This window comes from Bradyrhizobium huanghuaihaiense (genome assembly GCF_007830635.1).
Lineage (GTDB): Bacteria > Pseudomonadota > Alphaproteobacteria > Rhizobiales > Xanthobacteraceae > Bradyrhizobium > Bradyrhizobium huanghuaihaiense.
The window spans coordinates 210,089-235,060 of sequence record NZ_VLLA01000008.1; the positions used below are offsets into that span (position 1 = coordinate 210,089).

General features: G+C 65.0%; 23 protein-coding genes and 1 pseudogene. 13 read left to right on the forward strand and 11 right to left on the reverse strand.

Annotation, left to right across the window (positions count from 1 at the left end):
- The first annotated feature begins 303 nt into the window (after positions 1-303).
- From IQ16_RS18765 to recQ, 4 genes are all read left to right on the forward strand, one after another.
- Complete coding sequence (locus IQ16_RS18765) at positions 304-1,605, forward strand: O-acetylhomoserine aminocarboxypropyltransferase/cysteine synthase family protein (protein WP_018643549.1); 1,302 nt, start codon at positions 304-306, stop codon at positions 1,603-1,605.
- 12 nt (positions 1,606-1,617) lie between these two features.
- Positions 1,618-2,619: a homoserine O-succinyltransferase MetA gene (metA, locus tag IQ16_RS18770; protein ID WP_018643548.1), complete on the forward strand. Its 1,002-nt coding sequence runs from the start codon at positions 1,618-1,620 to the stop codon at positions 2,617-2,619.
- Between the two features lie 106 nt (positions 2,620-2,725).
- The gene (locus tag IQ16_RS18775) at positions 2,726-3,469 is read left to right on the forward strand and encodes a polysaccharide deacetylase family protein (protein ID WP_018643547.1); all 744 of its coding nucleotides are present in this window, start codon (positions 2,726-2,728) and stop codon (positions 3,467-3,469) included.
- A 241-nt stretch (positions 3,470-3,710) separates the two neighbouring features.
- A complete protein-coding gene (gene recQ / locus IQ16_RS18780) occupies positions 3,711-5,576 on the forward strand; it encodes a DNA helicase RecQ (protein WP_018643546.1) in 1,866 nt (621 codons plus the stop codon).
- Positions 5,577-5,755: 179 nt separating this feature from the next.
- Here the strand turns inward: recQ and IQ16_RS18785 are convergent, their stop codons facing one another.
- Positions 5,756-6,769, reverse strand: a complete 1,014-nt coding sequence (locus IQ16_RS18785) for a 1-aminocyclopropane-1-carboxylate deaminase (protein WP_026312078.1) — start codon at positions 6,767-6,769, stop codon at positions 5,756-5,758.
- 161 nt (positions 6,770-6,930) lie between these two features.
- Here IQ16_RS18785 and IQ16_RS18790 point away from each other — a divergent pair.
- From IQ16_RS18790 to IQ16_RS18800, 3 genes and pseudogenes are all read left to right on the forward strand, one after another.
- Positions 6,931-7,387: pseudogene (locus IQ16_RS18790) on the forward strand (Lrp/AsnC family transcriptional regulator).
- Between the two features lie 106 nt (positions 7,388-7,493).
- Positions 7,494-8,648, forward strand: coding sequence for a PLP-dependent cysteine synthase family protein (locus IQ16_RS18795; RefSeq protein WP_018643543.1), 1,155 nt, complete (start codon positions 7,494-7,496; stop codon positions 8,646-8,648).
- Positions 8,649-8,761: 113 nt separating this feature from the next.
- Positions 8,762-9,322, forward strand: coding sequence for a carboxymuconolactone decarboxylase family protein (locus tag IQ16_RS18800; RefSeq protein ID WP_026312077.1), 561 nt, complete (start codon positions 8,762-8,764; stop codon positions 9,320-9,322).
- Between the two features lie 16 nt (positions 9,323-9,338).
- Here IQ16_RS18800 and IQ16_RS18805 read toward each other — a convergent pair whose 3' ends face one another.
- Entirely contained in the window at positions 9,339-10,919 is a 1,581-nt protein-coding gene (locus tag IQ16_RS18805) for a sensor domain-containing diguanylate cyclase (protein ID WP_026312076.1), read from the reverse strand.
- A 184-nt stretch (positions 10,920-11,103) separates the two neighbouring features.
- Positions 11,104-11,976: a hypothetical protein gene (locus tag IQ16_RS18810; protein WP_018643541.1), complete on the reverse strand. Its 873-nt coding sequence runs from the start codon at positions 11,974-11,976 to the stop codon at positions 11,104-11,106.
- A gap of 214 nt (positions 11,977-12,190) precedes the next feature.
- On the opposite strand from IQ16_RS18810, the gene IQ16_RS18815 reads away from it, so the two are divergent.
- A complete protein-coding gene (locus tag IQ16_RS18815) occupies positions 12,191-12,439 on the forward strand; it encodes a hypothetical protein (RefSeq protein ID WP_018643540.1) in 249 nt (82 codons plus the stop codon).
- A gap of 9 nt (positions 12,440-12,448) precedes the next feature.
- Here IQ16_RS18815 and IQ16_RS18820 read toward each other — a convergent pair whose 3' ends face one another.
- Positions 12,449-13,384 carry an alpha/beta hydrolase gene (locus IQ16_RS18820; RefSeq protein WP_018643539.1) on the reverse strand — a complete coding sequence of 312 codons (936 nt, stop codon included), beginning with the start codon at positions 13,382-13,384 and terminating at the stop codon, positions 12,449-12,451.
- 138 nt (positions 13,385-13,522) lie between these two features.
- On the opposite strand from IQ16_RS18820, the gene IQ16_RS18825 reads away from it, so the two are divergent.
- Positions 13,523-14,410: a branched-chain amino acid aminotransferase gene (locus IQ16_RS18825; protein ID WP_145831660.1), complete on the forward strand. Its 888-nt coding sequence runs from the start codon at positions 13,523-13,525 to the stop codon at positions 14,408-14,410.
- Between the two features lie 150 nt (positions 14,411-14,560).
- Here IQ16_RS18825 and IQ16_RS18830 read toward each other — a convergent pair whose 3' ends face one another.
- Positions 14,561-15,181, reverse strand: a complete 621-nt coding sequence (locus IQ16_RS18830) for a class I SAM-dependent methyltransferase (protein WP_018643537.1) — start codon at positions 15,179-15,181, stop codon at positions 14,561-14,563.
- 110 nt (positions 15,182-15,291) lie between these two features.
- A complete protein-coding gene (phaR, locus tag IQ16_RS18835; RefSeq protein WP_018643536.1) occupies positions 15,292-15,882 on the reverse strand; it encodes a polyhydroxyalkanoate synthesis repressor PhaR in 591 nt (196 codons plus the stop codon).
- Positions 15,883-16,197: 315 nt separating this feature from the next.
- Here phaR and IQ16_RS18840 point away from each other — a divergent pair, with 315 nt between their 5' ends.
- The 3 genes from IQ16_RS18840 to yddG all read left to right on the forward strand — a co-directional run bounded on the left by IQ16_RS18840 (position 16,198) and on the right by yddG (position 19,389).
- Complete coding sequence (locus tag IQ16_RS18840) at positions 16,198-17,376, forward strand: acetyl-CoA C-acetyltransferase (protein WP_018643534.1); 1,179 nt, start codon at positions 16,198-16,200, stop codon at positions 17,374-17,376.
- A 250-nt stretch (positions 17,377-17,626) separates the two neighbouring features.
- Entirely contained in the window at positions 17,627-18,352 is a 726-nt protein-coding gene (gene phbB, locus IQ16_RS18845; RefSeq protein ID WP_018643533.1) for an acetoacetyl-CoA reductase, read from the forward strand.
- Between the two features lie 167 nt (positions 18,353-18,519).
- The gene (gene yddG / locus IQ16_RS18850; protein ID WP_018643532.1) at positions 18,520-19,389 is read left to right on the forward strand and encodes an aromatic amino acid exporter YddG; all 870 of its coding nucleotides are present in this window, start codon (positions 18,520-18,522) and stop codon (positions 19,387-19,389) included.
- 50 nt (positions 19,390-19,439) lie between these two features.
- Here the strand turns inward: yddG and IQ16_RS18855 are convergent, their stop codons facing one another.
- Positions 19,440-19,862 carry a cupin domain-containing protein gene (locus tag IQ16_RS18855; RefSeq protein ID WP_018643531.1) on the reverse strand — a complete coding sequence of 141 codons (423 nt, stop codon included), beginning with the start codon at positions 19,860-19,862 and terminating at the stop codon, positions 19,440-19,442.
- Positions 19,863-19,885: 23 nt separating this feature from the next.
- Entirely contained in the window at positions 19,886-20,653 is a 768-nt protein-coding gene (gene gloB, locus IQ16_RS18860) for a hydroxyacylglutathione hydrolase (protein WP_018643530.1), read from the reverse strand.
- A 108-nt stretch (positions 20,654-20,761) separates the two neighbouring features.
- Here gloB and IQ16_RS18865 point away from each other — a divergent pair, with 108 nt between their 5' ends.
- Complete coding sequence (locus tag IQ16_RS18865) at positions 20,762-21,508, forward strand: methyltransferase domain-containing protein (RefSeq protein ID WP_018643529.1); 747 nt, start codon at positions 20,762-20,764, stop codon at positions 21,506-21,508.
- A 209-nt stretch (positions 21,509-21,717) separates the two neighbouring features.
- Here IQ16_RS18865 and IQ16_RS18870 read toward each other — a convergent pair whose 3' ends face one another.
- The 3 genes from IQ16_RS18870 to prfA all read right to left on the reverse strand — a co-directional run bounded on the left by IQ16_RS18870 (position 21,718) and on the right by prfA (position 24,930).
- Positions 21,718-22,500 (reverse strand): DUF4167 domain-containing protein, encoded by a 783-nt coding sequence (locus tag IQ16_RS18870; RefSeq protein WP_145831661.1) that lies wholly within the window; start codon positions 22,498-22,500, stop codon positions 21,718-21,720.
- Positions 22,501-22,957: 457 nt separating this feature from the next.
- Complete coding sequence (gene prmC, locus IQ16_RS18875; protein ID WP_018643527.1) at positions 22,958-23,848, reverse strand: peptide chain release factor N(5)-glutamine methyltransferase; 891 nt, start codon at positions 23,846-23,848, stop codon at positions 22,958-22,960.
- On the reverse strand, positions 23,845-24,930 hold the full coding sequence (gene prfA, locus IQ16_RS18880) for a peptide chain release factor 1 (RefSeq protein ID WP_018643526.1): 1,086 nt from the start codon (positions 24,928-24,930) through the stop codon (positions 23,845-23,847). Before prfA ends, prmC begins: the two co-directional genes overlap by 4 nt.
- Positions 24,931-24,972 lie beyond the last annotated feature (42 nt).

Genomic DNA, 24,972 nt, shown 5'->3' on the forward strand with positions numbered 1-24,972 from the left:
TTGCGGATCGTGTCGCCAGAGCTTTGAGAGATGTTGCGAAACGATTGGGGCGGGGGCTCATGCCGGGCCGTTGCGGAGCGGAGGCGGATGGCACCTTCGGCAGGGCCGCCATGGTGCATCAATTGATGAATCCAAATTAACTCGAATTTTAGCCAATTCACCAACAAGCGTTAGGGTTACTTCCTCGATCTCTAAGCGAATTATTGTCCGCTTTACCACCCGCCTCTAACAGAGGGACGGCGGACAACGCACGCGCCTCATACAGGCCAATAAGTGCGGCCCGCTCCACGCGGAGGTGGCACGATGCGCAACGAGACGATCGCTATTCACGCCGGCTACGAACCCGAAGCCACCACGCATGCGGTCGCCGTGCCGATCTACCAGACCGCGGCCTACGCTTTCGACAGCGCCGATCATGGCGCGGCCCTGTTCAATCTCGAGGCCGAAGGCTTCCGCTACAGCCGCATCGCCAATCCGACCAGCGCAGTGCTGGAGAAGCGCGTCGCCGAGCTCGAAGGCGGTGTCGGTGCGCTCGCGGTCGCGACCGGCCAGGCCGCACTGCATTTCGCCTTCGTCAACGTCGCCGACCACGGCGGCAACATCGTTTCGGTGCCGCAGCTCTACGGCACCACGCACACGCTGCTCTCGCACATCCTGCCGCGCCAGGGCATCACCGGCCGCTTCGCCGAGAGCGACAAGCCGGAGGCGATCGCAAAGCTGATCGACGAGAACACCCGCGCCGTGTTCGCCGAGACCATCGGCAATCCCGCCGGCAATGTCTGCGACATCGAGGCGCTGGCGAAGATCGCGCATGCGCTTGGCGTGCCGCTGATCGTCGACAACACGGTGGCAACCCCGATCCTGCTTAAGCCGTTCGACTACGGCGCCGATATCGCCGTGCACTCGCTGACCAAGTTCCTGGGCGGCCACGGCACCACGCTCGGCGGCGCCATCGTCGATTCCGGAAATTTTCCGTGGGCGAAATACGCCGATCGCTTCCCCGCCTATAACAAGCCGGACGCCTCCTATCACGGCCTCGTCTATGCCGAGCGCTTCGGCCGGACCGCCTATATCGAGCGCGCGCGCAGCGTCTATCAGCGTACCATGGGTTCGGTGCTGTCGCCGTTCAATGCCTTCCTGCTGCTCCAGGGCATCGAGACCGTGGCGCTGCGCATGGAGCGCCATGTCGAGAACGCCCGCAAGGTCGCCGAATTCCTCCGTGGTGATCCGCGCGTTGCCTGGGTCAACTACACCGGCTTCCCCGACAGCCCCTACTACCCGCTCGTCCAAAAGTATCTCGACGGCAATGCCTCGTCGCTGTTCACCTTCGGCATCAAGGGCGGCATGGAAGCCGGCAAGACCTTCTATGATGCGCTGAAGCTGATCACGCGCCTCGTCAATATCGGCGATGCCAAGTCGCTGGCCTGCCATCCGGCCTCGACCACGCATCGGCAGATGTCGGCGGAGCAGCAGCGCGCCGCCGGCGTGCTGCCGGAAACGATCCGCCTGTCGATTGGCATCGAGCATTCCTCAGATATCATCGAGGACATCGACCAGGCGCTGGAGAACGCCTGTCCGTCGTCGCGTCTTCAGGCCGCGGAGTAGGCGGACGGCCCGATGACGATCTTGATCGACAGGGATCAAGGCATATCGAGCCCGGCGCTGGTGCCGGCCGAGGGCGATCTGGCGCGCGATCATGCCGGCGCCGAGCTTACCATCGGACTGATCAACAACATGCCCGATCCGGCGCTGAAGGCCACCGAGCGGCAGTTCATGAAGCTGTTGCAGGCCGCCGCGGGCCCGCGCCGCATCCGCTTTCACTGCTTCTCGCTTCCTAGCGTGAAGCGTTCGCCGGAAGCGAAATGGCATGTCGAGAGCGAATATTCCGATCTCGCCGATCTCAAGCGCGGTCGCTTCGACGGACTGATCGTGACCGGCGCCGAGCCGGTCGCGCCCGAGCTACATCAGGAGCCGTATTGGCGCGACCTCACCGATCTCATCGATTGGGCCAAGGCCAACACGCGCTCGACGATCTGGTCGTGCCTCGCCGCGCACGCCGCGGTGCTGCATCTCGACGGCATTGAACGGCGCCGTCTGCCGGCCAAATGTCACGGCGTCTTCGACTGCGAAGCGGTGGTGGATGATTCCCTCACGCAGGCGGCGCCTGCACCGCTCAAGGTGTCGCATTCGCGCCTGAACGAGATCGCCGAGAGCGACCTCGCGCGGGCCGGCTATCAGGTGCTGACCCGCTCGGCCCTCGCCGGCGTCGACGTCTTCGTCCGCCAATATGCCAGCCGCTTCGTGTTCTTCCAGGGCCATCCGGAATATGATGCCCTGTCGCTCCAGCGCGAATATCTGCGCGACATCGGCCGCTACCTTGCGCGCGAGCGCGAGAATTACCCGCACGTGCCCGTGAGCTATTTTGACGCAGTCACCGAAGAGAAGCTGGCGCGGTTCGAGAAGCGGGCGAGACAGGAGCGTCATCCGGCGCTGACCAACGACCTGCCGGCGCTGAATTTGCGCGCCGATATCGCCGCGGGCAGCGCGGCGGCGGCGCTCTTCCGCAACTGGCTGCACTATCTCGGCGCGGAGGCCGATACCTCGGTTCTGTCGCGCTAGGCCAAAGGGCGTTGATTCCGCGTTAGGATTACCAAAGCGTTAGGCTTGCCTCAGCCAGCGCACGAATGTTTCAGTAGAGAAATACGGAATCACAGGAAACGCTGTCGTGTGGTCGGCACTCCAGGGACGCGTGAGCAATCGGCTGGCCCGGCATTTCCGCGCCGCGCCGCACCGGCTGCCTGCGCATGCGCCGATGGTGAGCTTTACCTTCGACGATGCTCCCGATAGCGCCGCCGGCGAGGGCGCCTCGCTGCTCGAGGCGCATGGCGGCCGTGGCACGTACTACATCGCCGGCAGCCTGATCGATCAGCCGTCAGATCACTGGCATGGGCTGTCGAACGACGCGATCGTGCGGCTTCACCAGACCGGGCACGAGATTGCCTGCCACACCTTCTCGCATCAGAGTTCGGCCAATCTCGACGAGGCCGCCATGGCCCGCGAGATCGAGCGGAACCGCAGCCATTTCCGTGGCATCGATTCCTCGATCACGCTGGAGAATTTCGCCTACCCCTATGGGATCGCCTCGGTCTGGCGCAAGCCGCAGCTGGCAAAAGCCTTCCGCTCGGCGCGCGGCATTCTTCCCGGCGTCAATCGTGACGTCATCGATCTTCAGTTCCTGCGCGCCTCGCCGCTGGTCGATTGCGAAATCGATCCGGCAGGCGTCGATCGCTATTTCGACGAGGCGGTCGCAAGCGGCGGCTGGCTCATCTTCTACAGCCACGACGTCGTCAACGCGCCGAGCCCCTATGGCTGCACGCCGCGCCTGATGCGCCACGCGCTGGAGGCGGCGGGCAAGCGCAACATGCCGATCGCGACGGTCGCCGAGGCGCTGCGGCGAATCGGGGCGTAGCTACTTTACCTCTCCCCGCTTGCGGGGAGAGGTCGGATCGCTCTTGCGATCCGGGTGAGGGGGGACAGGTCTCACGTGCAACTCATCTGCGGATAGATGCCCCTCACCCCAACCCTCTCCCCGTAAGAACGGGGAGAGGGAGAAGAAGCAGCGGTGCAAGCCCCCCAAACAGTCTTGCCACGGCCGCGCCAGCATGCGACTGGCCTTGTGACGAATCCCACGGCCGCGCTCCGACACACCCATGAACGCCCCTTCCACCGCTCCGCTGCCCGCGCCGGCCAACGGCCGCGATGCGCTGTCGGTGCTGCATTCGGTGTTCGGCCTGCCGGGGTTCCGCGGCGCGCAGGGCGACATCATCCGGCACGTCACCGACGGCGGCAATTGCCTCGTGCTGATGCCGACCGGCGGCGGCAAGTCGCTGTGTTATCAGCTTCCATCGCTGCTGCGCGAAGGCTGCGGCATCGTGGTCTCGCCGCTGATCGCGCTGATGCGTGATCAGGTTGCGGGCCTGCTGGAGGCCGGCGTCAACGCCGCCGCGCTGAACTCGTCGCTGACATTTCAGGAGGCCTCCGACATCGAGCGGCGCCTGATCGCGGGCGATCTCGACCTGCTCTATGTCGCGCCGGAGCGGCTGGTCACGCCGCGCTGCCTGTCGATGCTGGCCCAGGCCAAGGTGGCGCTGTTCGCGATCGACGAAGCGCATTGCGTCTCGCAATGGGGCCACGACTTCCGGCCCGAATATGTCGGTCTGTCCGTCATCGCCGAGCGCTTTCCGGACGTGCCCCGTATCGCATTGACCGCGACGGCCGACGAACTGACGCGGAAGGAGATCGTCGAGCGTTTGAAGCTTGCCGACAGTCCCCAATTCGTCTCGAGCTTCGACCGTCCGAACATCCGCTACGAGATCGTCGATAAGCGCAATGCGGTGTCGCAACTGAAAGAATTCATCCGGGAGCGCCATGCGGGCGACGCCGGCGTGGTCTATTGCCTGTCGCGCAACCGGGTCGAGGAGGTCGCCGCCGCGCTCGAGGAGGCCGGCATTGCCGCGCTGCCCTATCACGCCGGTCTCGACAGCAGCGTGCGCTCGCGCAACCAGGATCGTTTCCTCAACGAGGACGGCATCGTCATCGTCGCGACCATCGCCTTCGGCATGGGCATCGACAAGCCCGACGTGCGCTTCGTCGCCCATCTCGACCTGCCCAAGAGCATCGAGGCCTATTACCAGGAGACCGGGCGCGCCGGCCGCGACGGCAAGCCGTCGGCAGCCTGGATGGCCTACGGCCTCTCCGACATCGTGCAGCAGCGCCGTATGATCGACGAGTCGGCCGGGTCAGAGGATTTCAAGCGCGTCTCGATTCGCAAGCTCGATGCGCTGGTCGGCCTCGCCGAGACTGCGCATTGCCGACGCAAGCGGCTGCTCGGCTATTTCGGTGAGGACGTGACGGCCGAGACCTGCGGCAATTGCGACAACTGCCTGACGCCGCCAAAGATGCGCGACGGCAAGGTGCTGGCGCAGAAGCTGTTGTCTTGCGTCTACCGCACCGGACAGCGTTTCGGCGCGATGCACCTGATCGACGTGCTGATCGGGCGCCTGACCGAGAAGGTGACGCAGTTCGGCCACGACAAGCTGTCGGTGTTCGGCATCGGGCGCGAGCTGAACGAAAAACAGTGGCGCACGGTGCTGCGGCAGCTGGTGGCGATGGGTCATTTGCAGAGCGACAGCGAGGCTTATGGCGCGCTGAAGCTGACGGAGTCCGCGCGCGGCGTGCTGCGCGGAGAAACGGAAGTTTGGCTGCGCGAGGAGACGCCTGGCAGCCGCATCCGCTCCAGCCGGGCAAAATCCCGCCGCGGTGATCTTGCGCCCGCGGCGAACGCGCCGCAGGGCGACGTCGATCCCGAATTGCGCGCGCGCCTGCGGTCCTGGCGCTCGGAGGTCGCGCGCGAGCGCGGCGTGCCGGCCTATGTGGTGCTGCACGATGCCACCATCGACGGCATCGTGCGGGCCTGGCCGACCACGCTGGACGAGCTGCGCAACGTCCCCGGCATCGGCGACAAGAAGCTCGAGCACTACGGCGACGAGCTGCTGCAGATCATCAGGACGCGGTAGGGCGCGCGACGAAAACTCCGCCGTCATCCCGGGGCGCGACGAAGTCGCGAGCCCGGGATCCATAACCACAAGCGGATGTGGTTACGGCCAGCTGGTCACCACGAGTCTTCGCCAAACGGCTCCCTGGGGTTTTGGGTCCCGGGCTCGCGACTTCGTCGCGCCCCGGGACGACAGAGGAGCTAGCCGTTCCGGAACGCATACCCGTAGCCGTTCAGCGCAGGCGCGCCGCCGAGATGGGCGTAGAGGACCTTCGCGCCCTTCTCGAAATGGCCCTTCTTCGTGAGATCGATCAGGCCCTGCATCGATTTGCCTTCATAGACAGGGTCGGTGATCATGGCTTCGAGACGCGCGGTGAGGCGGATGGCCTCCTTGGTCTCTTCCGACGGCACGCCATAGGCGGGATAGGCGTAGTCCTCGATCAGCACGACGTCGTCGGCGACGATCTCCTTGCCGAGCTCAACCAGCTTCGCCGTGTTCTGCGCGATCGAGAGCACCTGCGCCTTGGTCTGCGCCGGGGTGAACGACCCGTCAATGCCGATCACTTTTCGCGCGCGGCCGTCTGCGGCGAAGCCGACCAGCATGCCGGCGTGGGTCGAACCGGTCACCGTGCAGACCACGATGTAGTCGAACTTGAAGCCGAGCTCTTTCTCCTGCTTGCGCACTTCCTCGGCGAAGCCGACATAGCCGAGCCCGCCATATTTGTGCACGGAAGCGCCGGCGGGAATCGCGTAGGGCTTGCCGCCCGCCGCCTTCACCTCCTCGATCGCCTGCTCCCAGCTCTTGCGGATGCCGATGTCGAAACCGTCGTCGACGAGGCGCACGTCGGCGCCCATGATGCGCGACAGCATGATGTTGCCGACGCGGTCATAGACGGCGTCCTCGTGCGGTACCCAGGCTTCCTGCACCAGGCGGCACTTCATGCCGATCTTGGCGGCGACGGCGGCGATCATGCGGGTGTGGTTGGATTGCACGCCGCCGATCGACACCAGCGTGTCGGCGTTGGAGGCGATCGCATCCGGGATGATGTATTCGAGCTTGCGCAGCTTGTTGCCGCCATAGGCGAGGCCGGAATTGCAGTCTTCGCGCTTGGCATAGATCTCGACATTACCGCCGAGATGTTTTGACAGCCGCTCCAGCTTCTCGATCGGCGTCGGTCCGAAGGTCAGCGGGTAGCGCGCGAATTTTTCCAGCATGGTCAGGTCATCCCGATTGGCGTTGATCTGGGATGTGGCTAGCATTGCCGTAGGAAAATGTGCTCTCAAATATTGCGTCGATATTGCACGTCTTCTTGCGTAGATTGCGCCTATAGGTAATATTTCTTCCAGAATATCCCAAACTTGTGGAAGCTTCTTCCATGTCCGCTCGGCTTGATCGCACTGACCTTAAGATCTTGAGATTGCTGCAAAATAACGGCCGGCTCAGCAATGCCGAGCTGGCCGAAACGGTCGCGATCAGCCCCGCTACCTGCCACCGCCGCACCCAACGCCTGTTCGAGGACGGGTTCATCGCCGCTGTCCGCGCCATGGTCGCCCCGAAGAAGGTGGCGAAGGGCACGTTGGTCATGGTCGGCGTGGTGCTCGACCGCTCGACTCCGGAGAGCTTTCGAGCAGGCCATCGCCAAGCTGAAATTCGTGCTGGACTGCCACCTCGTCGCCGGCGACTTCGACTACTTCCTGAAGATCCGCGTCGGCGACATGGAAGACTTCAACCGCATCCATGGCGAGCAGCTCATCGCGTTGCCCGGCGTGCGCCAGACCCGCACCTTCTTCGTGATGAAGGAGGTCGTCGACAACGCGCCGCTGGAGTTTTGAAGCAGAGCGTTTTCCAGCGAAGTGGAAACCGGTTCGCGTCAGAAAACGCGTCAAAACAAAATCCAGCGCACTTGATGCGCGATCCGCATCATGAGAGATTCACGAGATGCAGACATTCCCCTTCCGTCAGCACAATCCGGCCGGGCCATCTTATCGGCGCGGCTGGGTCGACGAGGCCGTGGCCGCGATCGAGGCCGACCAGTGCCGCACCGCGGACACGCATCTGATCCGTTTGATAGTGCCGGCGCTGTCAGGCATCGACATCTATCTCAAGGATGAATCCACGCATCCGACCGGCAGCCTGAAGCATCGCCTAGCGCGCTCGCTGTTCCTTTATGCGCTCTGCAACGGTCACATCCGCGAAGGCACACCCGTGGTCGAGGCCTCGTCGGGGTCGACCGCGGTGTCGGAGGCCTATTTCGCGCAGATGATCGGCGTGCCCTTCTATGCCGTGATGCCGCGCACGACCTCGGCGGAGAAGATCGCCGCGATCGAGCATTATGGCGGCAACTGCCATCTGATCGACGACGGCCGCGCGCTCTATGCGGAGGCTGCTGCGCTCGCCGCCCGCCTGAACGGCCATTACATGGACCAGTTCACCTTCGCCGAGCGCGCTACCGACTGGCGCGGCAACAACAACATCGCCGAATCGATCTTCACGCAATTGGCGGGCGAGCCGCGGCCGATCCCGGACTGGATCGTGATGGGGGCCGGCACCGGCGGCACCTCGGCCACCATCGGACGTTACCTGCGCTATCGCCAGTATCCGACGCGGCTATGCGTCGCCGATGTCGAGCATTCCGCCTTCTTCGACTGCTTCCGCTCGCAGGATCGCTCCCATGTTTGCGATCGCCCGTCGCTGATCGAGGGCGTCGGCCGTCCCCGCTGCGAGCCGTCCTTCGTGCCCGGTGTGGTCGACCGCATGATGAAGATCCCGGATGCGGCAACGATCGCGGCGATGAACGTATTGTCGCGCCGGCTGCGGCGCGTGGTCGGCGGCTCCACCGGGACGAACTTCCTGGCGCTGTGCCGGCTCGCCGCGGAGATGCGACAGGCGAATGTGACGGGATCGCTGGTGACGCTGATCTGCGATTCCGGCGAGCGATACCGGCAGACTTATTACGAGCCGGAATGGCTGAAAGCACGCGGCCTCGATCCCGCGCCGTTCGAGGCGGCCCTGTCGTCGTTCCTCGACAGCGGGCAGCCATTGGCGCTCGACGTCGCTGACGTTGTCAATCCGCAGGGAAGCGTCGAGGCCTGATAGCCGACTGTCTCCGTGCGATTTGCAAAATGGCACGGTCGTCACGGCAACTTCACTTGCCATGCGCGTTCGTGCGGGCGACGGTCGCGTCTTCTCAACGAGGAGATCCCGCCGTGCGCCTCCCCATTCTCGATCCCAAGGATCTGACCGCCGAACAGAAGCCGCTCTATGACGACATGCAGGCCGGCATCAAAGACCATTTCAAGGGCTTTGTGAACATGCGCGACGACGGCGCGCTGCTCGGGCCCTGGAATCCCTGGATCCGTGAGCCGCGCTTTGGCAAACCTGTGTGGGAGCTGGTCAAGGCGATCGCGTCGAACCCGCTGCTGCCCGCAGCCGTGCGCGAGGTCGCGATCCTCGTCACCGGCTCGCATTTCCGTTCGGGCTACGAGCTCTATGCCCATGTGCTGGTGGCCGAGCAGCGCGGCCTTTCCGACGAGAAGCTCGCGACCATCGTCGCTGGCCAGCGGCCAGTCGATCTCACCAAGCAGGAGGCGGTCGCTTATGACATGGCCTCGGCCCTGGTGAGCGGCGGCGTGCTGCCGGAGCTGACTTATCGGGCGGCGGTGAAGGAGTTCGGCGAGCATGGCGCGGCCGAGCTATCCTATCTCGTCGGCGTCTATTGCATGGTCTCGGTCACGCTCAACACATTCGACGTGCCGGTGCCGGAGTAGACGCAGCGTCCGTCGATCACTCCGCCGCCTTGCTTGCAGGCGGCGGGGGCGCGAAGGCGATGCAGCGATTGCGGCCTTCGGCCTTGGCCCGGTAGAGCGCATGATCGGCTGCGCCCATCAGCGCGTCGATGACGGACATGCTGGCGGTGGCCTCGGCGATGCCGATGCTTACGGTGAGGCCGAACTGGATCTTCTCGGCAAGGACCTGTGTGCTCATCACGCGCTTGCGGATGCGCTCGGCGACCGTCCTCGCCCGGGACAGACTAGTCTCGGGCAGCAGAATGGCGAATTCCTCGCCGCCGAGACGGCCGACGATGTCCGACTTACGCTTGCCGTCGAGGCACGCGGCCGCGACGGCCTTGATCGCGGCGTCGCCCACGGCATGGCCGTAGCGATCGTTGACCGACTTGAAGTGGTCGATGTCGAGCATCAGCACCGAGACGGAGCGGTAGTAGCGCTGGAAGCGGCTCCATTCCGCCTCGAGGCTCTCGAGGAAGTGGCGGCGGTTGTAGAGGCCGGTGAGCGGATCGGTGGTGGCGAGCGTCTCCAGCATCGCGGCTTTTTGCGTCAGATCGGTGATGTCGACATAGGTCAGCATGCGCCCGCCATTCGACATCGTGGTGCAATGAGCCCTGATGCGGCGGCCGTCCGGCGTCTGCAGGTCGCGCACGTGATCGCCGGCCTTGACCTCCTCGACGCGCCGCGCCGGGAACTTCGCGAGCTCGCTGTTTGGAAGATTGGGCGCGCTGGCGCGATGCAGGCGCCGCACCAGCGATGAATAGGCCGGCCGGCCTGCAGCTTCGTCTTCGCTGACCTCCCAGAACCGCCGCATCCGCCGGTTCATGAAGGTGGCGTGCAGGTCGGAATCGAGCAGCAGAACGCCGTCCTGGACATTCTCCAGCGCATCCCGCAGCAGCCTCAGCTCGTCGGAGGCACGCACGATGTCGGTGACGGGCGTATAGGTCAGCATGCGGCCACCGTCGGGCAATGGCGTGACCTGGACGCGCACGACGTCGCCATTGGTCCGGCGCAGATCGATCGGGGTCGGATCGCCCGCCTCGATCACGCGGACGCGCTCCGCGACCAGGGCATCGAGCTCGGGGTCCGGCACCTCATAGGCGCCGGTGTCGCGTCCGTGGTGAAGCAGCGTGAGAATGGATGGATTGCTGTCGGCAACCTCGTCGGGCAGGCGCCACATCTGGCGAAACGACCGGTTGATCAGGCGCGCCCTGAGGTGGGAGTCGAGCAGCACGATGCCGGTCGGCACATGATCGAGCGCGGCGCGCAGCGCCAGCATCTGGCCGCGCATCAACGCGTCGGACGAGCGTTCCCGCTCCTCGCCCGCCGGGCGCTCGCTGCCCGGCTGCTCAAAGGCGGCCCCGACCTGGCGGTCCGATCGCCAGACCACGCGGCAGGCGAGAATCTCGCGCCCCGCGAGCCTGAGCTGGAACCGCTCGGGCACGCCGAGGCCGCTCTCCATCTCGAGCGTCGCGGCCTCCTCGGTCAGCCGGCGTACGATGCAATCGATCGACGACTGGCCGAAATTGAAGAAGATCTTCCCAGCAAGGAACGTCCGTTCCGAAACCAAGCGGGACATTCGCAGTCTCCGACACCTAACGACGTGAAAGCTGGCGTAGTGTCGCGCAAGGTTCCTTGCGCCGGTGTAACGCAATTGATGTTTTGGGATGAGGATTAACGATTCGTTGACGCGCAATACGGGAATGCTGTTCCGGCCGGTCGATCGCGATCGTCGCGCTTTATCGAATCCGATACGACCCCCGTCAATTGCGCACCGCGTAGAGCGGCGTGCGTAACGTCAGCTGGTAGGCTGGCTTCGGCGTCCACGCGATCTGCGCGGTGATGCCGAACAGGCGGTTGTCGTTGTCGTCCATGCGGTCGAGGTCGAGCCGCAGGGTCGGCTGCGTGAAGGGCTCCGCCAGCGTTCGGCCGGCGAACTGCGCGCCGCCGAACGACTGGATGCCGAGCCGCCCGGTGAACTTCCAGATGCTCGGCCATTGGTAGTAGCCGCCGGCATAGAGGATGGTGTTCGGCCGGATACTGGCGAACGGGCTGGCGATGGTGGTGTAGGTATATTGCAGGCCGGCCAGCCAGCCCCGTGTCTCGTCCTCGTCGAGCGCGTAGTCGAATTCCAGGATGTTGTTGAAGGAGTTCGTCATGCCCTGCTCGTTCGGCACCGACTGCGTCAGTGTCGATTGCAGCGTGATGGTCGGGATCTTGCCGCCATTCTGCTGGTAGAGGTCGGCTTGCACGCCGATGTTCCAGCTGGTGATGTCCAGGGATGACCAGCCGCTGCCGATATCCACGGTCGAGCCCGACACGCCGCCATAAAGCGAGACGCGGTCGGTGACATCGACGGTCAGCGGCAGGTCGATGGCGACGGCTTTCGCCGCCGGCAAGCCGTTCGGCAGCGTGGTGCCCCGTCGTATCGCCAGCGATTCGAATGCGGCCGACAGCGAGGTGGTGCCGAAGCCGAGCCCGAGCGTGCCCGCCGGGATCGCCGCGTAGCTGGTGCGCAGGTCGAGATAGATGTTCGGCACGGCCGGCTTTGCGGGCTTGTCCTCCTCGTCGTCGGCCGCGACCGCGGCGCCCGCCGGGATCGCCAGACAAAGCAGTCCCGTCGCGGCAGCGCGCAAAGCCGGATGACGGGAGTGGCTGTGATGGAGCACGTGACGATCCGACGCGTGGCGATTTGATGGCAAAACCGTTGTTAGATGGAACGTGATCGCTTTCGTGGTCAAGCGGTATCCGCAGACGATGGACGACGCGGATGTGCGCGGGTACCCTGCCGTGATCGCACTGACACACTCGCCGGCCAGAGTGCAGGCCGGACATAGGAGAATGACAGAAATGAACACGTCACGCCGTATCCTGCTCACCGGTCTGGCGGGGCTCGCTGTTGCTCCGACCGCCGTTGCCGCCGCTGTACCGTCGGCCGAACCCGCCGACGTGACGGTCGCCGAAGAGCGTTTCGCGCGTACGATCGCAGCCGCGCATGCGCCCGATATCAGCTGCGCGCGCCGGGCTGAACGCTACGCGGATGCGCACTGGCCGGAGTATGTCGTGGCAGCCAGGGCTGTGATTGGCGCGCGTGTGTGATTCGCGCGTTTACTTCTCCACCGCCCGCCGTACCTGCTCGCCGATTTGCGACAGCACGAGCTGCGCCTGTGGCAGGATCGCACCCATGGCGTGGAAATTATGGACCATGCCGTCATGGCAGACGTGCTCGACGGCCACGCCCGCGGTGAGAAGCTTGCGCGCATAGGCATTGCCCTCGTCGCGCATCGGGTCGAACTCGGCGGTGTGGATGATCGCGGTCGGCAGGCCGGCGAGGCGTGTCGCGCGCAGCGGCGAGATGCGCGGATCGGCGGCATCGACGTCGCTGGGTAGATAGTCGGCAAGGTCAGCTTCTATCGTGATGCGGTCGATCAGGTGTCCCTCGGCAAATTCCTTGCGCGACGGCGAGGTTTCCTCGAAATCCAGCACCGGGCAGATCAGGCATTGCGCCACGATGGAGAGGCCGGCGTTTTGCAAGGCCTCCTGGCACACGATCGCCGCCAACGTGGCGCCGGCGGAATCGCCGCCGACCACCAGCCGCTCGGCATCGATGCCGAGCGAGGACGCCTCGCGCGCGACCCACTCGGTCGCGGCGATCGCATCGTTAACGGCCGCGGGAAATTTGTGCTCGGGCGCAAGCCGGTAGTCGACCGAGACCAGGCGGCAGCCGGTCGCGTGCGTCAGCGCCGCGGCGATGCGGTCATGCGTGGCGATGCTGCCGGCAACGAGACCGCCACCATGGAAGAACACGAAGCCCGGCGCGCGCTCGCCGGCAGAGGCGGGCGAATAGAGCCGGTAGGGAAGCTCTCCGCCGGGGCCGGGCAGCATGCCGTCGGACGCGGTCACGTCAGGCGCATCAGCGCGTACGAACTGCATCAGCTTTGCCAGCGATTGCCGCCGTGCCTCCACACTCGGCCGGCTCCGCGCCTGCGGCCCGGCCGCAGCCATCATGGTCAACAAACGCTTTGCGAGCGGATCGAGCGGCATGCTGCTTCCTTCTCCCTTACGGGAAAGCGTGGCCTACCTCATGGGAAAGGGTAACCTACCTCTTCTGCGCAGGGAATCATTTAGAAGTTCCACCAATAGTGGCGCTATAGTGCGGCATCGTGCCAAGGGAGGCCGGTTATGGCCGAGATCAAGAAGCCCATCGAATATTCACCGAGCTGGACCTTCTTTGAAGGCAAATGGCATGACGGCAATGTGCCGATCATGGGGCCGCGCACGCATGCGGCCTGGCTCGGCTCGGTCGTGTTCGACGGCGCCCGTGCGTTCGAAGGCGTCGCGCCCGATCTCGACCTTCACATGGCCCGCACCAATCAATCCGCGATCAGCTTCGGCCTGAAGCCGGTGGTCGATGCCGGCACCTGGCTCGCGCTCGCAAACGAAGGCATCGCGCGTTTCGCCGCGAATGCCGAGCTCTATATCCGTCCGATGTACTGGGCGCAGAGCGGGCTCGGCGGCGGCGTGCTGTTCGATCCTGACTCCACCAACTGGTGTCTGAGCATCTACGAGGCGCCGATACCAAAACCCGTCGGCAACGCAATCACGCTGTCGCCGTTCCGCAGGCCGACGACCGAATGCGCGCCGGTCGAAGCGAAGGCGGCCTGCCTCTATCCGAACAATTCGCGCGCACTCGCCGAAGCGGCCTCGCGCGGCTTCCAGAACGCGCTGATGCTCGACATGCTCGGCAATGTCGCCGAGTTCGGCAATTCCAACGTGTTCATGGCCAAGGACGGCGTGGTGTTCACGCCGGTGCCGAACGGCACCTTCCTCAACGGCATCACGCGCCAGCGTGTCATCAGCCTGCTTCGCGGCGATGGCGTCACCGTGGTCGAGAAGACGCTGCGCTATGCCGACTTCCTCGCCGCCGACGAGATTTTTTCATCCGGAAATTTCGCCAAGGTCGCGCCGGTGATCCGCATTGACGAGCGCGAGCTGAAGCCGGGACCGTTCTACACCAAGGCGCGAAAGCTCTATTGGGACTTTGCGCATGCGGTGAAGCTGGCGGCGTAGGTCTCGTTGCTTCCCGCGTACTCCGTCATTGCGAGCGCAGCGAAGCAATCCAGAATCGTTCCGCGGTGGCAGTCTGGATTGCTTCGCTGCGCTCGCAATGACGAGCTTGTGGGAGCATCGGCAATCCACAACGTCAAGCCGCGCCGCGCCTTATGAGCCCCGCCTTCGAAACCGGCTGAACTGAAACGCCTGCGTCGAATCCCACGGCGTGTGGTGCGTCTCGCTCCGCGTCTCGACCAGCTCGAACGCCGGTCCGAGCTCGGCCGCAAGGCTGGCGCTGTCATGGCGCTGCACCGGCAGGCCGCTGCATTTCTCCGGTCCGTCGGGTGCAAACGTGGCGATGATGACCTGGCCGCCGGGGCTGACCGCCGATCGCAGGCGCTCGACGTATGCAGCTCTGTCATCGGGATCGGTCAGGAAGTGAAACGCCGCGCGATCGTGCCAGACATCGTAGGTCCTCGTCGGCTGCCATGTCGTGGCGTCGGCGACGATCCAGTCGACCGTTGTAGCGGCCTTGCCGATTCGCTTCTTCGCCACGTCGAGCGCGTTGGCGGACAGGTCCAGCACGGCAAGACGGCGGTATCCATCCTGCAGCAGCGCATCGACCAGCCGCGATGCGCCGCCGCCGATATCGATGATGGCCGCGTCATGATCGGAGTTGGCTGCGCGAATCATCGCGAGCGAGGTCGCCGGGCTGTCCTGATACCAGCTGACCTCGGCCTCGCCCTTGGTGGCGTAGACGTTGTCCCAGTGCGTGGTGCGGTCGGACATGGCGTGCTTCGGCCTTGGCCGGGGGACGGCAGCGCGTAAGCGGCGCTGCCGGGATCAACTGGCAATTCGCGCGTCCGCCGCATGCGGACGCGCCGGCACGAACGAAGGACCTACTCGTCCTTCTTCGACATCCGCTCGAGACGCTCCTGCATTTCCTTCATCTGCTGGCGCAGGTCGTCGATGTTGCCGTCCTTCGGTGCCTCGGCGCTTGCATCGGGCTCCGGCTCGGGGCTTGCCGCCGGGCGGGGCGCGGCGAACGGCTTGAACATCGAGAAGGTCTGCTGGAACAGCTCCATGTTGCGGCGGACCTGCTCCTCCAGCGGCGCAAACGGCGTGCCGGACAGCGTGTTGGCGATCTGCTTGCGGAACTTCTCCTGCTCCTGGGTCAGCGTCGCGATCGACTGCTCCAGATATTTCGGCACCACCATCTGCATGCTGTCGCCGTAGAAGCGGATCAGCTGGCGCAGGAAGGTGGTTGGCAAGAGGTTCTGGCCGGCCTTGTTCTCCTGCTCGAAGATGATCTGGGCCAGCACGGAGCGGGTGATGTCGTCGCCGGTCTTGGCGTCGTAGACCAGGAAATCTTCGCCGTCCTTGACCATGGCGGCGAGGTCTTCCAGCGTCACGTAAGTACTCGTTCCGGTGTTATAGAGCCGGCGGTTCGCGTATTTCTTGATCGTGGTGGGTTGGTCTGATTTCGCCATGGGCTCTCACTTGCAAAAACGCTGAGAACGGGAACCCGGCGGCCATGCCGCAGGGCGGGAAGAGTACGCAACGCAACAAAATAAGCATTTTCAAAGGGGTCACGCTACCGTTTTGTGCGCCACGGTTAATCGGGCAGCAAAAACGTGCTTGCGAAAGCGCCAAGAACGCTATTTTGAATGCGCTGCGGCATGAATTCGGCCCCCCGCCGATTGACATGCCTCAACGACGTTAACAGGATGGCTGACGAGACTGGCGAGCGCTTTTCCAGCCCCGCCTGCCCCCTTACAAGAACCTCAAGCCCCAGGAGATGCCCCATGTCAGACGATGTCGTCATCGTCAGCGCCGCCCGCACCCCGGTCGGAAGCTTCAACGGAGCCTTCGCGACCCTTCCTGCCCATGACCTCGGCGCCGTCGCCATCAAGGCCGCGCTGGAGCGCGGTGGCATCGAGCCCGGCCGCGTTTCGGAAGTCATCATGGGTCAGATCCTGACCGCCGCCCAGGGTCAGAACCCGGCCCGCCAGGCCTCGATCGCCGCCGGCATTCCGGTGGAAAGCCCGGCCTGGGGCGTGAACCAGCTCTGCGGCTCGGGCCTGCGCACGGTCGCGCTCGGCTACCAGGCGCTGCTCAACGGCGATTCCGAGATCGTGGTCGCCGGCGGCCAGGAATCCATGAGCATGGCCCCGCACGCTCAATACCTGCGTGGCGGCGTCAAGATGGGCGCGCTCGAATTCGTCGATACCATGATCAAGGACGGCCTGTGGGATGCCTTCAACGGCTACCACATGGGCAACACCGCCGAGAACGTCGCGCGGCAGTGGCAGATCACCCGCTCCCAGCAGGACGAGTTCGCGGTCGCCTCGCAGCAGAAGGCCGAGGCCGCGCAGAAGGCCGGCAAGTTCAACGACGAGATCGTCCCCGTCACCATCAAGACCCGCAAGGGCGACGTGGTCGTCAGCGCCGACGAATATCCGCGCCATGGCGCCACGCTCGACGCGATGGCCAAGCTCCGTCCCGCCTTCGAGAAGGACGGCACGGTAACCGCGGGCTCGGCCTCGGGCATCAACGACGGCGCTGCCGCCGTGGTGCTGATGACGGCGAAGCAGGCCGCCAAGGAAGGCAAGAAGCCGCTCGCGCGCATCGTGTCCTGGGCGCAGGCCGGCGTCGATCCGAAGATCATGGGCTCGGGCCCGATCCCGGCCTCGCGTGCCGCGCTGAAGAAGGCCGGCTGGAACGTCGGCGATCTCGATCTGATCGAGGCCAACGAGGCCTTCGCGGCGCAGGCCTGCGCCGTCAACAAGGACCTCGGCTGGGACACCTCGAAGGTCAACGTCAACGGCGGCGCGATCGCGATCGGCCATCCGGTCGGTGCCTCCGGCGCGCGCGTGCTGGTGACGCTGCTGCACGAGATGCAGAAGCGCGATTCGAAGAAGGGCCTTGCCACGCTGTGCATCGGCGGCGGCATGGGTATCGCGATGTGTCTGGCGCGCGACTGAAGGTCGCTGACGTGAAACTGACGCGTGCGCCGCACACCTGATTGAGTGCGTTGCACGCGACTAAAAAGGCGGCGGTTGCAAATCAAATATTCTTCGCAACCGCGCAGGCCTCGACTAAAGAGAAACGCCCGGCTCCGCCGGGCGTTTTGTTCTTGATGTCCGTCAAACGTCCCGCATAATCCGTAGCTAAAAACGATCACTCAAAAGCGTCCGAAGAGTCCAAGGAAGAGTCCAAGGGAAGGAATACGATATGGCACGTGTTGCACTGGTGACGGGTGGTACGCGGGGCATCGGAGCTGCGATCAGCAAGGCGCTGAAGGCGGCCGGCTACAAGGTCGCGGCAAGCTATGCCGGCAACGATGCGGCGGCGGAGAAGTTCAAGGCCGAGACCGGCATCGCCGTCTACAAATGGGACGTCAGCAATTTCGACGCCTGCGCCGAAGGCGTGAAGAAGGTCGAGGCCGAGGTCGGCCCGGTCGACGTGCTCGTCAACAATGCCGGCATCACGAAGGACGGCGCCTTCCACAAGATGAGCCTCGAGCAATGGAACGCCGTGATTGGCACCAATCTCGGTTCGCTGTTCAACATGTCGCGCCAGGTGATCGAAGGCATGCGCGGGCGCAAGTTCGGCCGCATCATCAACATCTCCTCGATCAACGGCCAGAAGGGCCAGTTCGGCCAGGTGAACTATTCCGCGGCCAAGGCCGGTGAGATCGGCTTCACAAAGGCTCTGGCAATCGAGAACGCCAAGGGCGGCGTTACCGTGAACGCGATCTGTCCGGGCTACATCAACACCGAGATGGTGCAGGCGGTGCCGAAGGACGTGCTGGAAAAGTCCATCCTGCCGCTGATCCCGATCGGCCGGCTCGGCGAGCCCGAGGAGATCGCGCGCGCGGTCGTGTTCCTCGCCGCCGATGAGGCCGGCGCCATCACCGGCTCGACGCTCTCCGTCAATGGCGGCCAGTACATGGTGTGATGCTTAGGCGTCACGTTCGATTATAAAGCCAACGTCTCGTGATGCCCGGGCTTGCCCCGGTCATCACGTCCTGTCATTCCGGGGCGCCGCGACAGCGGCGAACCCGGAATCTCGAGGTTCCGGGTCTTGCGCTGCTGCGCCATCCCGGAACGACGAGGCTTTCTGCAATGACTCCCCGCACCGCGACGCTGATCGGATTGACGGCGATCCTGATGTGGTCGCTGCTCTCCGTGATGACGGTGGCGACCGGAAGGATTCCGGCGTTCCAACTCGCCGCGATGACGTTTGCGATCGGCGGTCTCGTCGGCCTGCTGACCTGGATCGGCCGTGGCGAGGCCGCCAAAAGCCTGCGCCAGCCGCTGGTGGTGTGGGCCGTCGGCGTCGGCGGATTGTTCGGCTATCACGCGCTGTATTTCCTCGCGCTGCGCTTCGCGCCGCCGGCCGAGGCCGGTCTCCTGAATTATCTCTGGCCGCTCCTGATCGTGCTGTTTTCGTCGTTCCTGCCGGGCGAGCGGCTCGCCGTGCATCATGTCATCGGCGCCGTGCTTGGGCTGATCGGCACGGTGCTGCTGTTCGCCGGCAACACCAGCGGGTTTGCGCCGGGCGCAGTGCCGGGGCTGGTCGCGGCCTTCATCGCCGCCTTTGTCTGGGCGACCTATTCAGTGCTGTCGCGCCGGTTGAAAGCGGTGCCGACCGACGCGGTCGCGGGCTTCTGTCTTGCCACCGCTACGCTCGCGGCAGTGATGCATGGTGTGCTGGAGACCACGGTGTGGCCGGAGACCACGCTGCAATGGCTTTCCGTGATCGCGCTCGGCATCGGTCCGGTGGGCGCCGCCTTCTACGCCTGGGACATCGGCATGAAGCGCGGCGACATCCGCGTGCTCGGCGCCGCCTCCTACGCGACGCCGTTGCTTTCGACCGGCTTCCTCATCGCCGCCGGCTTTGCCAAAGCCAGCGCCAACATCGCCATCGCCGCGGTCCTGATCGCCGGCGGCGGCCTGATCGCGGCGAAGGACATGGTGCTGCGGAAGCGATGATTGTCATTCCGGGGCGCACGAAGTGCGAACCCGGAATGACGGTGGGGGAGCTACGGCTCCCAGCCCTTCGGCGCCAGCTCGAACTTCGCGAACTCGAACGCCGGCGCCACGGTGCAGCCGACCAGTGTCCACTCGCCCGTGGTTTCCGCCATCTGCCAGGCATTGGCCGGCACGATTCCCTGCGGCCGCTCGCCGCCGACGAGATCGGTGCCGAGCCGCACCTCGTGCTGCGAGCAACCGTCATGGGCGATGCGCAGCGTCAAGGGGCTGCCGGCGTAGTAGTGCCAGGTCTCGACCGCGTCGATGCGATGCCAGTGCGAGCGCTCGCCGCGTGCGAGCAGGAAGTAAATCAGGGTCGAGCGCGAACGGCCATTGGCGTCCGTGGTCTGGTCGCGGAACGTCTCGCGATAGTGCCCGCCTTCGGGATGCGGGCGGAGTTCGAGGCGTGCGATGATCTCGGCTGCGGTCGGCATCGATCCCCGTCAGGACTTGTTCTTCAGGACTTGTTCTTGCGCTCGCGGAGTTCGCCGAACACCGCGGCGGCATCTGCGCCCTTCATGTGGAGCCTGGCTGCAACCGACGGCTCATCGGCGCGGAGGAACACGTTGGCGCGTTTCTCGTCACCGAGCAGCGAGGGAATGGTCGGCTTGTTCTCGGCGCGGAGCTTGGCCACCTCCGCCGCGCGCGCCTGCAGCGCCGCATTGTCGGGGTCGATGGTGAGGGCGAACTTGACGTTGGACGCGGTGTATTCGTGGCCGCAATAGAGCTTGAAGTCGTCGGGCAGCGCGCGCAGCTTCAAAAGCGAATCCCACATCATCGGATAGGTGCCCTCGAACACGCGGCCGCAGCCGATCGAGAACAGCGTGTCGGCGGCGAACACCGTCTTCTCATTGTCGAACACGTAGGAGATGTGGTCGAGCGTGTGGCCGGGCGTCTCCACGACGCGCGCCAGCAGATTGCCGATCTTGACGACGTCGGCATTGGCGACGCGCAGGTCGACGTTGGCGATCTTGGTCGTCTTGTCATGCGGCGCGACGACGCGGCAATTGTATTTCTGCTTGAGTTCGGCGACCCCGCCGACGTGATCGCCATGATGATGGGTGATCAGGATGTCGGTGAGCTGCCAGCCCTCGCGCTCCAGCGCCTTCAGGATCGGGCCGGCCTCGGGCGCGTCGATCGACGCCGTCGCCTTGGTTTCCACATCGTGGATCAGATAACCGAAATTGTCGTTTAAACAGGTGAAAGTACGAATTTCGGCGGCCATGACCTCTCCATCGCGCTCAGCCCCGCCAGACAAATATGGCGTTAACGTTGCGCAGGCAATGCAATATTCCGCGCGCAGGCGTGCCCTCGCGCATGTTACATTGCCGTCATGACAATCGATGTCGTCGACCTCCGCGAGTTCTATTCCCGCCGCCTCGGCATCGTGGCGCGGCAAATGATCAATCGCGGCATCCGGGAGCGCTGGCCGGGCGCCGAGGGCCACCGCGTGCTCGGGATCGGCTATCCGACGCCCTATCTGGGGTTGTTCCGCGAAGACGCCGAGCGCTGCCTCGCCTTCATGCCGGCGGCCCAGGGTGTCCTGAAATGGCCGACGGGCCGGCCGGCTCTGGCCTCGCTGGTCGATGAGTTCTCGCTGCCGCTTCCCGATGCCGCGGTCGACCGCATTCTGTTGGTCCATGCGCTGGAGATGTCGGACGATCCGGCCGCGCTGCTGCGCGAGGTGTGGCGGGTGCTGTCTGGCTCGGGCCGCGTCATCGCGGTGATCCCGAACCGGCGCGGCGTATGGACCCGCACCGACAGCACGCCGTTCGGTCACGGCCGGCCCTATTCGCGCTCGCAGATCACTGATCTGTTGCGCCAGACCTGGTTCACGCCCACGGCCTGGGGTGAAGCGCTGTTCATGCCGCCCTATGCCGGCGGCTGGGTGCTGAAATCCGCGCAGATGTGGGAGCGTGCCGGCGCGGCGCTGTCGCTGCCGTTTGCGGGTGTGCACATCGTCGAGGCGACCAAGCAGGTCTATCGCGCGATCCCCGCCAAGCGCGAGCGGGCGCGGCTGATTCCCTCGCTGGGCAAGCCGGTGCTGGTGCCGTCCTCGACGACAGTGACGCGCAGCTAAGATACAGCGCTCCCTCTCCCGCTTGCGGGAGAGGGTTGGGGAGAGGGTGCCTCCGCAGAGAGATTCCCCAAGAGGAGAGAGCCCTTACCCGGCGCTCTGCGCCGACCTCTCCCGCAAGCGGGAGAGGTGCAACACCGCCACCGACTATCACCAAAAACAAATCGTCCCGGCGAGGCCGGGACGATTCAAGTCAGAAAATCAGAAGAGGCTTACTCGCCGGAGGCGACCTCGTCGCTCGACGCAGCGGGGGCCGCTTCACGATCGGGACGCGGCCCATGCGGCCGGCGCCGACGGCGCGGAAAGCGTTCGCCGCCGCCACCGCCGCCTTCAAAGCCGCCCTGGGCGCCATTCACCTGCGGCTGTGCGCCGGTGATGAAGGAGGGCAGGCGGTCCACGCTGCCGGCATCGGCGATGACGGGCTGCGGCTGGTTCGCGGGTTGCGGCTGCGGCTGATATTGCGGCTGCGGGCGATGATCGCGTTCGCGGTGCTCGCGCGGTTGCTGGTTGTCGCGCTGATAGGGCTGCTGATTGTCGCGCTGCTGGTGATCACGCTGGTGATGATCGCGCTGGCCGTCGCGGTCGCGCATGAAGGGCTGCTGCTGCGGCGGCTGCGGAACGAAGCCCGGCTCTTGGCCGAACGCCGAGAAATTCTCGCCGTCGTCCTCGCTGTCATCACCGCTGGTGTTGCTGATCGGCTCGTCGCCACGCGGCTGCTGGTTCTGGCGGAACTGCTCCTGGGCGGCCGCGATCAGGCGGAAATAGTGCTCGGCGTGCTGGTAGTAGTTCTCGGCCGCAACGGGGTCGCCGGAGGAGCGCGCATCGCGCGCGAGCTGCAGATACTTCTCGGCGATATGCGAAGCCGTGCCGCGGATCTTGATGTCGGGCCCGTTGGACTCGTAGACCCGGGTCATCGGGTTCTGGCCGCGCCGGTTGTTGTTGTTGTTATTGTTGTTGCGGTTGCGCATCCGCTGCTTGTTCTGACCGTTTCTCATGTCCTGCCTTTAATTCCAGCCCTAAAGGTTGCACGCATTACTGATTGCTGAGACTGACCTGGTGACAGCGGTTCACATCGCTCGTACGCACCGCGCACGAGAGCGGATTGAACCCTGCCAATGTTCGTCGACCGTCGCGTTCAACAAAGACGCGTTCCCCACCCGCCAGCATTCATTGCCAGCGAACCCATTCATATCGCCTGCCGAAACAAGCCCAGCTTTCTTGCGTAAGTCTTCAAGCGCAATATCAGGCTTTCGTTCACGTTGCGGTCGGAGAGCAGCGCAGCTCGCTGGCCATCGCGCTCAACCCTGCGGCTTGGAACCTTTAATCAGTAAAGCTCTCGCCCGAGAGCCCGGCTTTCACCCGTAGGTCTACGGGGCCGGCACCGATGTGTTGATCGGAACGTAGTCGTTCCCAAGGGATATTCCAAGAGCTTTTTACAGACCAATCCGGCTTTTATGGGGGCATTTTTCGGGCCGAAACGGCCCGTGGGATACCCGCCAAATCGGCCTTGGGTGACCTGTCCACCACTAACGCGGCAGCGGCCATCAAGGTTTCAATATTTCGGGCCTGGCCCTGTCCGGCCTCGACGATCAGGGCCCCGCCGGGGGCGAGGCGCTCGGCCGCCTGCGGCGTCAGGACCCGGTAGGCGTCATATCCGTCATTGCCGCCGTCGAGGGCCAGATGCGGATCGTGCTCACGCACTTCGATGCTCAATTTCGGAATTTCGGCCGAGGGAATATAGGGCGGGTTCGACACGATGAGATCGAATGGACCCGAGAGCGCCGCCAGATAGGAGCAGGCGACGAAGGCAGAACGGTTGCCGAGGCCGAGGGCGGCGGCATTGCCCCGCGCGGTGCCGAGAGCGGTGAGGCTGAGATCGGTGCCGACACCGAAGGCATCGGGAATCTCGTGCAGCAGCGCCAGCAGGATCGCGCCTGAGCCGGTGCCGATATCGGCGATGCGGGGCCGGTGGATTTTCTGCTCGCGAAAAAGCTCGAGCGCGCGCTCGACCACGGTCTCGGTGTCAGGACGCGGGACCAGGGTCGCCTCCGAGAGGCGGAACGGCAGGCCCCAGAATTCGCGCACGCCGAGAATGCGCGCCACCGGTTCGCCCGCGATCCGGCGCTCGGCATATTGCGCGAGCTGCAGCGCCTCGGCGCTCGTGAGGAGGCGGACGGCCTGCGCAATCAGGCCGGTGAGATCGAGTCCAAGCACGGCACCGATCAGCATGCGGGCGTCGAGCTCGGCTTCGTCGAGCTGTGCGGATCGCAGCTGCGCCGCCAGCGCGCGGCGTGCGCTCTCGATCGATTGTCCTGTGAAGGCGCTGCTCACGCGGCGCGTCACGCCGCCGCGCCTTGCGCGGCGAGCTGCGCGGCCTGGTGTTCGGTGGTCAGCGCGTCGATCAATTCGCCCAGCGCTTCGCCGGCGATCACTTGCGGCAGCTTGTAGAGCGTCAGGTTGATGCGGTGGTCGGTGACGCGCCCTTGCGGGAAGTTGTAGGTGCGGATGCGCTCGGAGCGATCGCCGGAGCCGACCTTCTCCTTGCGCTCGGCCGAGCGCGCGGCGTCGACGCGCTGGCGCTCGGCGTCGTAGATGCGCGAGCGCAGGATGTTCATGGCGGAGGCGCGGTTCTTGTGCTGCGAGCGGCTGTCCTGCATCATCACCACGATGCCGGTCGGGATGTGGGTGATGCGGATCGCCGATTCGGTCTTGTTGACGTGCTGGCCGCCGGCTCCTTGCGCACGCATGGTCTCGATGCGCAGGTCGTCGTTCTTGATGTCGACGTCGACATCCTCGACCTCCGGCAGCACCGCGACGGTAGCGGCCGACGTATGGATGCGCCCTTGCGTCTCGGTGTCGGGCACGCGCTGCACGCGATGCACGCCGGATTCGAATTTCAGCTTCGAGAACGCGCCGCGGCCCTGCACCTCCGCGATGATTTCCTTGTAGCCGCCGACGGTGCCTTCGCTGGCCGAGATCACCTCGACCTTCCAGCCCTGCAAGCCGGCGAAACGCTCGTACATCCGGAACAGGTCGCCGGCGAACAGCGAGGCCTCGTCGCCGCCGGTGCCGGCGCGGATTTCCAGCATCACGTTGCGGTCGTCCATGGCGTCCTTGGGCAACAGCGCGACGCGGATCTTCTGGACCAGCTCCTCGATCCTTGGCGTCAGCTCGTCGCGCTCGGCTTCCGCCATGCCGCGCATCTCCGCGTCCGTCGCGGGATCGGCGATCAGCGCCTCGGTATCGGCGAGCTCCTTGACGGCGGACCGATAGGTCTTGACCGCCTCGATCAGCGGGGTGATCTCGGCGAGCTCGCGCGTGATCTGCACATAGCGTTCGGAGGCGAGCTGTCCGAGCGATTCGGCCTCGAGCGAAGCGTGATGCGCGAGCAGGACGTCCAGTTTGGCTTCGGGGAGTGACGACATCGGTTCAGTCTCAAAGGGCGAAAGGAGGCGAGGGCGGCAGGG

Coding starts and splice junctions, on each gene's coding strand:
- IQ16_RS18765 (WP_018643549.1), top strand. CDS start 304: ATGCGCAACGAGACGATCGCTATTCACGCCGGCTACGAACCCGAAGCC.
- metA (WP_018643548.1), top strand. CDS start 1,618: ATGACGATCTTGATCGACAGGGATCAAGGCATATCGAGCCCGGCGCTG.
- recQ (WP_018643546.1), top strand. CDS start 3,711: ATGAACGCCCCTTCCACCGCTCCGCTGCCCGCGCCGGCCAACGGCCGC.
- IQ16_RS18785 (WP_026312078.1), bottom strand. CDS start 6,769: ATGCTGGAAAAATTCGCGCGCTACCCGCTGACCTTCGGACCGACGCCG.
- IQ16_RS18795 (WP_018643543.1), top strand. CDS start 7,494: ATGCAGACATTCCCCTTCCGTCAGCACAATCCGGCCGGGCCATCTTAT.
- IQ16_RS18805 (WP_026312076.1), bottom strand. CDS start 10,919: ATGTCCCGCTTGGTTTCGGAACGGACGTTCCTTGCTGGGAAGATCTTC.
- IQ16_RS18815 (WP_018643540.1), top strand. CDS start 12,191: ATGAACACGTCACGCCGTATCCTGCTCACCGGTCTGGCGGGGCTCGCT.
- IQ16_RS18820 (WP_018643539.1), bottom strand. CDS start 13,384: ATGCCGCTCGATCCGCTCGCAAAGCGTTTGTTGACCATGATGGCTGCG.
- IQ16_RS18825 (WP_145831660.1), top strand. CDS start 13,523: ATGGCCGAGATCAAGAAGCCCATCGAATATTCACCGAGCTGGACCTTC.
- IQ16_RS18830 (WP_018643537.1), bottom strand. CDS start 15,181: ATGTCCGACCGCACCACGCACTGGGACAACGTCTACGCCACCAAGGGC.
- phaR (WP_018643536.1), bottom strand. CDS start 15,882: ATGGCGAAATCAGACCAACCCACCACGATCAAGAAATACGCGAACCGC.
- IQ16_RS18840 (WP_018643534.1), top strand. CDS start 16,198: ATGTCAGACGATGTCGTCATCGTCAGCGCCGCCCGCACCCCGGTCGGA.
- phbB (WP_018643533.1), top strand. CDS start 17,627: ATGGCACGTGTTGCACTGGTGACGGGTGGTACGCGGGGCATCGGAGCT.
- yddG (WP_018643532.1), top strand. CDS start 18,520: ATGACTCCCCGCACCGCGACGCTGATCGGATTGACGGCGATCCTGATG.
- IQ16_RS18855 (WP_018643531.1), bottom strand. CDS start 19,862: ATGCCGACCGCAGCCGAGATCATCGCACGCCTCGAACTCCGCCCGCAT.
- gloB (WP_018643530.1), bottom strand. CDS start 20,653: ATGGCCGCCGAAATTCGTACTTTCACCTGTTTAAACGACAATTTCGGT.
- IQ16_RS18865 (WP_018643529.1), top strand. CDS start 20,762: ATGACAATCGATGTCGTCGACCTCCGCGAGTTCTATTCCCGCCGCCTC.
- IQ16_RS18870 (WP_145831661.1), bottom strand. CDS start 22,500: ATGAGAAACGGTCAGAACAAGCAGCGGATGCGCAACCGCAACAACAAT.
- prfA (WP_018643526.1), bottom strand. CDS start 24,930: ATGTCGTCACTCCCCGAAGCCAAACTGGACGTCCTGCTCGCGCATCAC.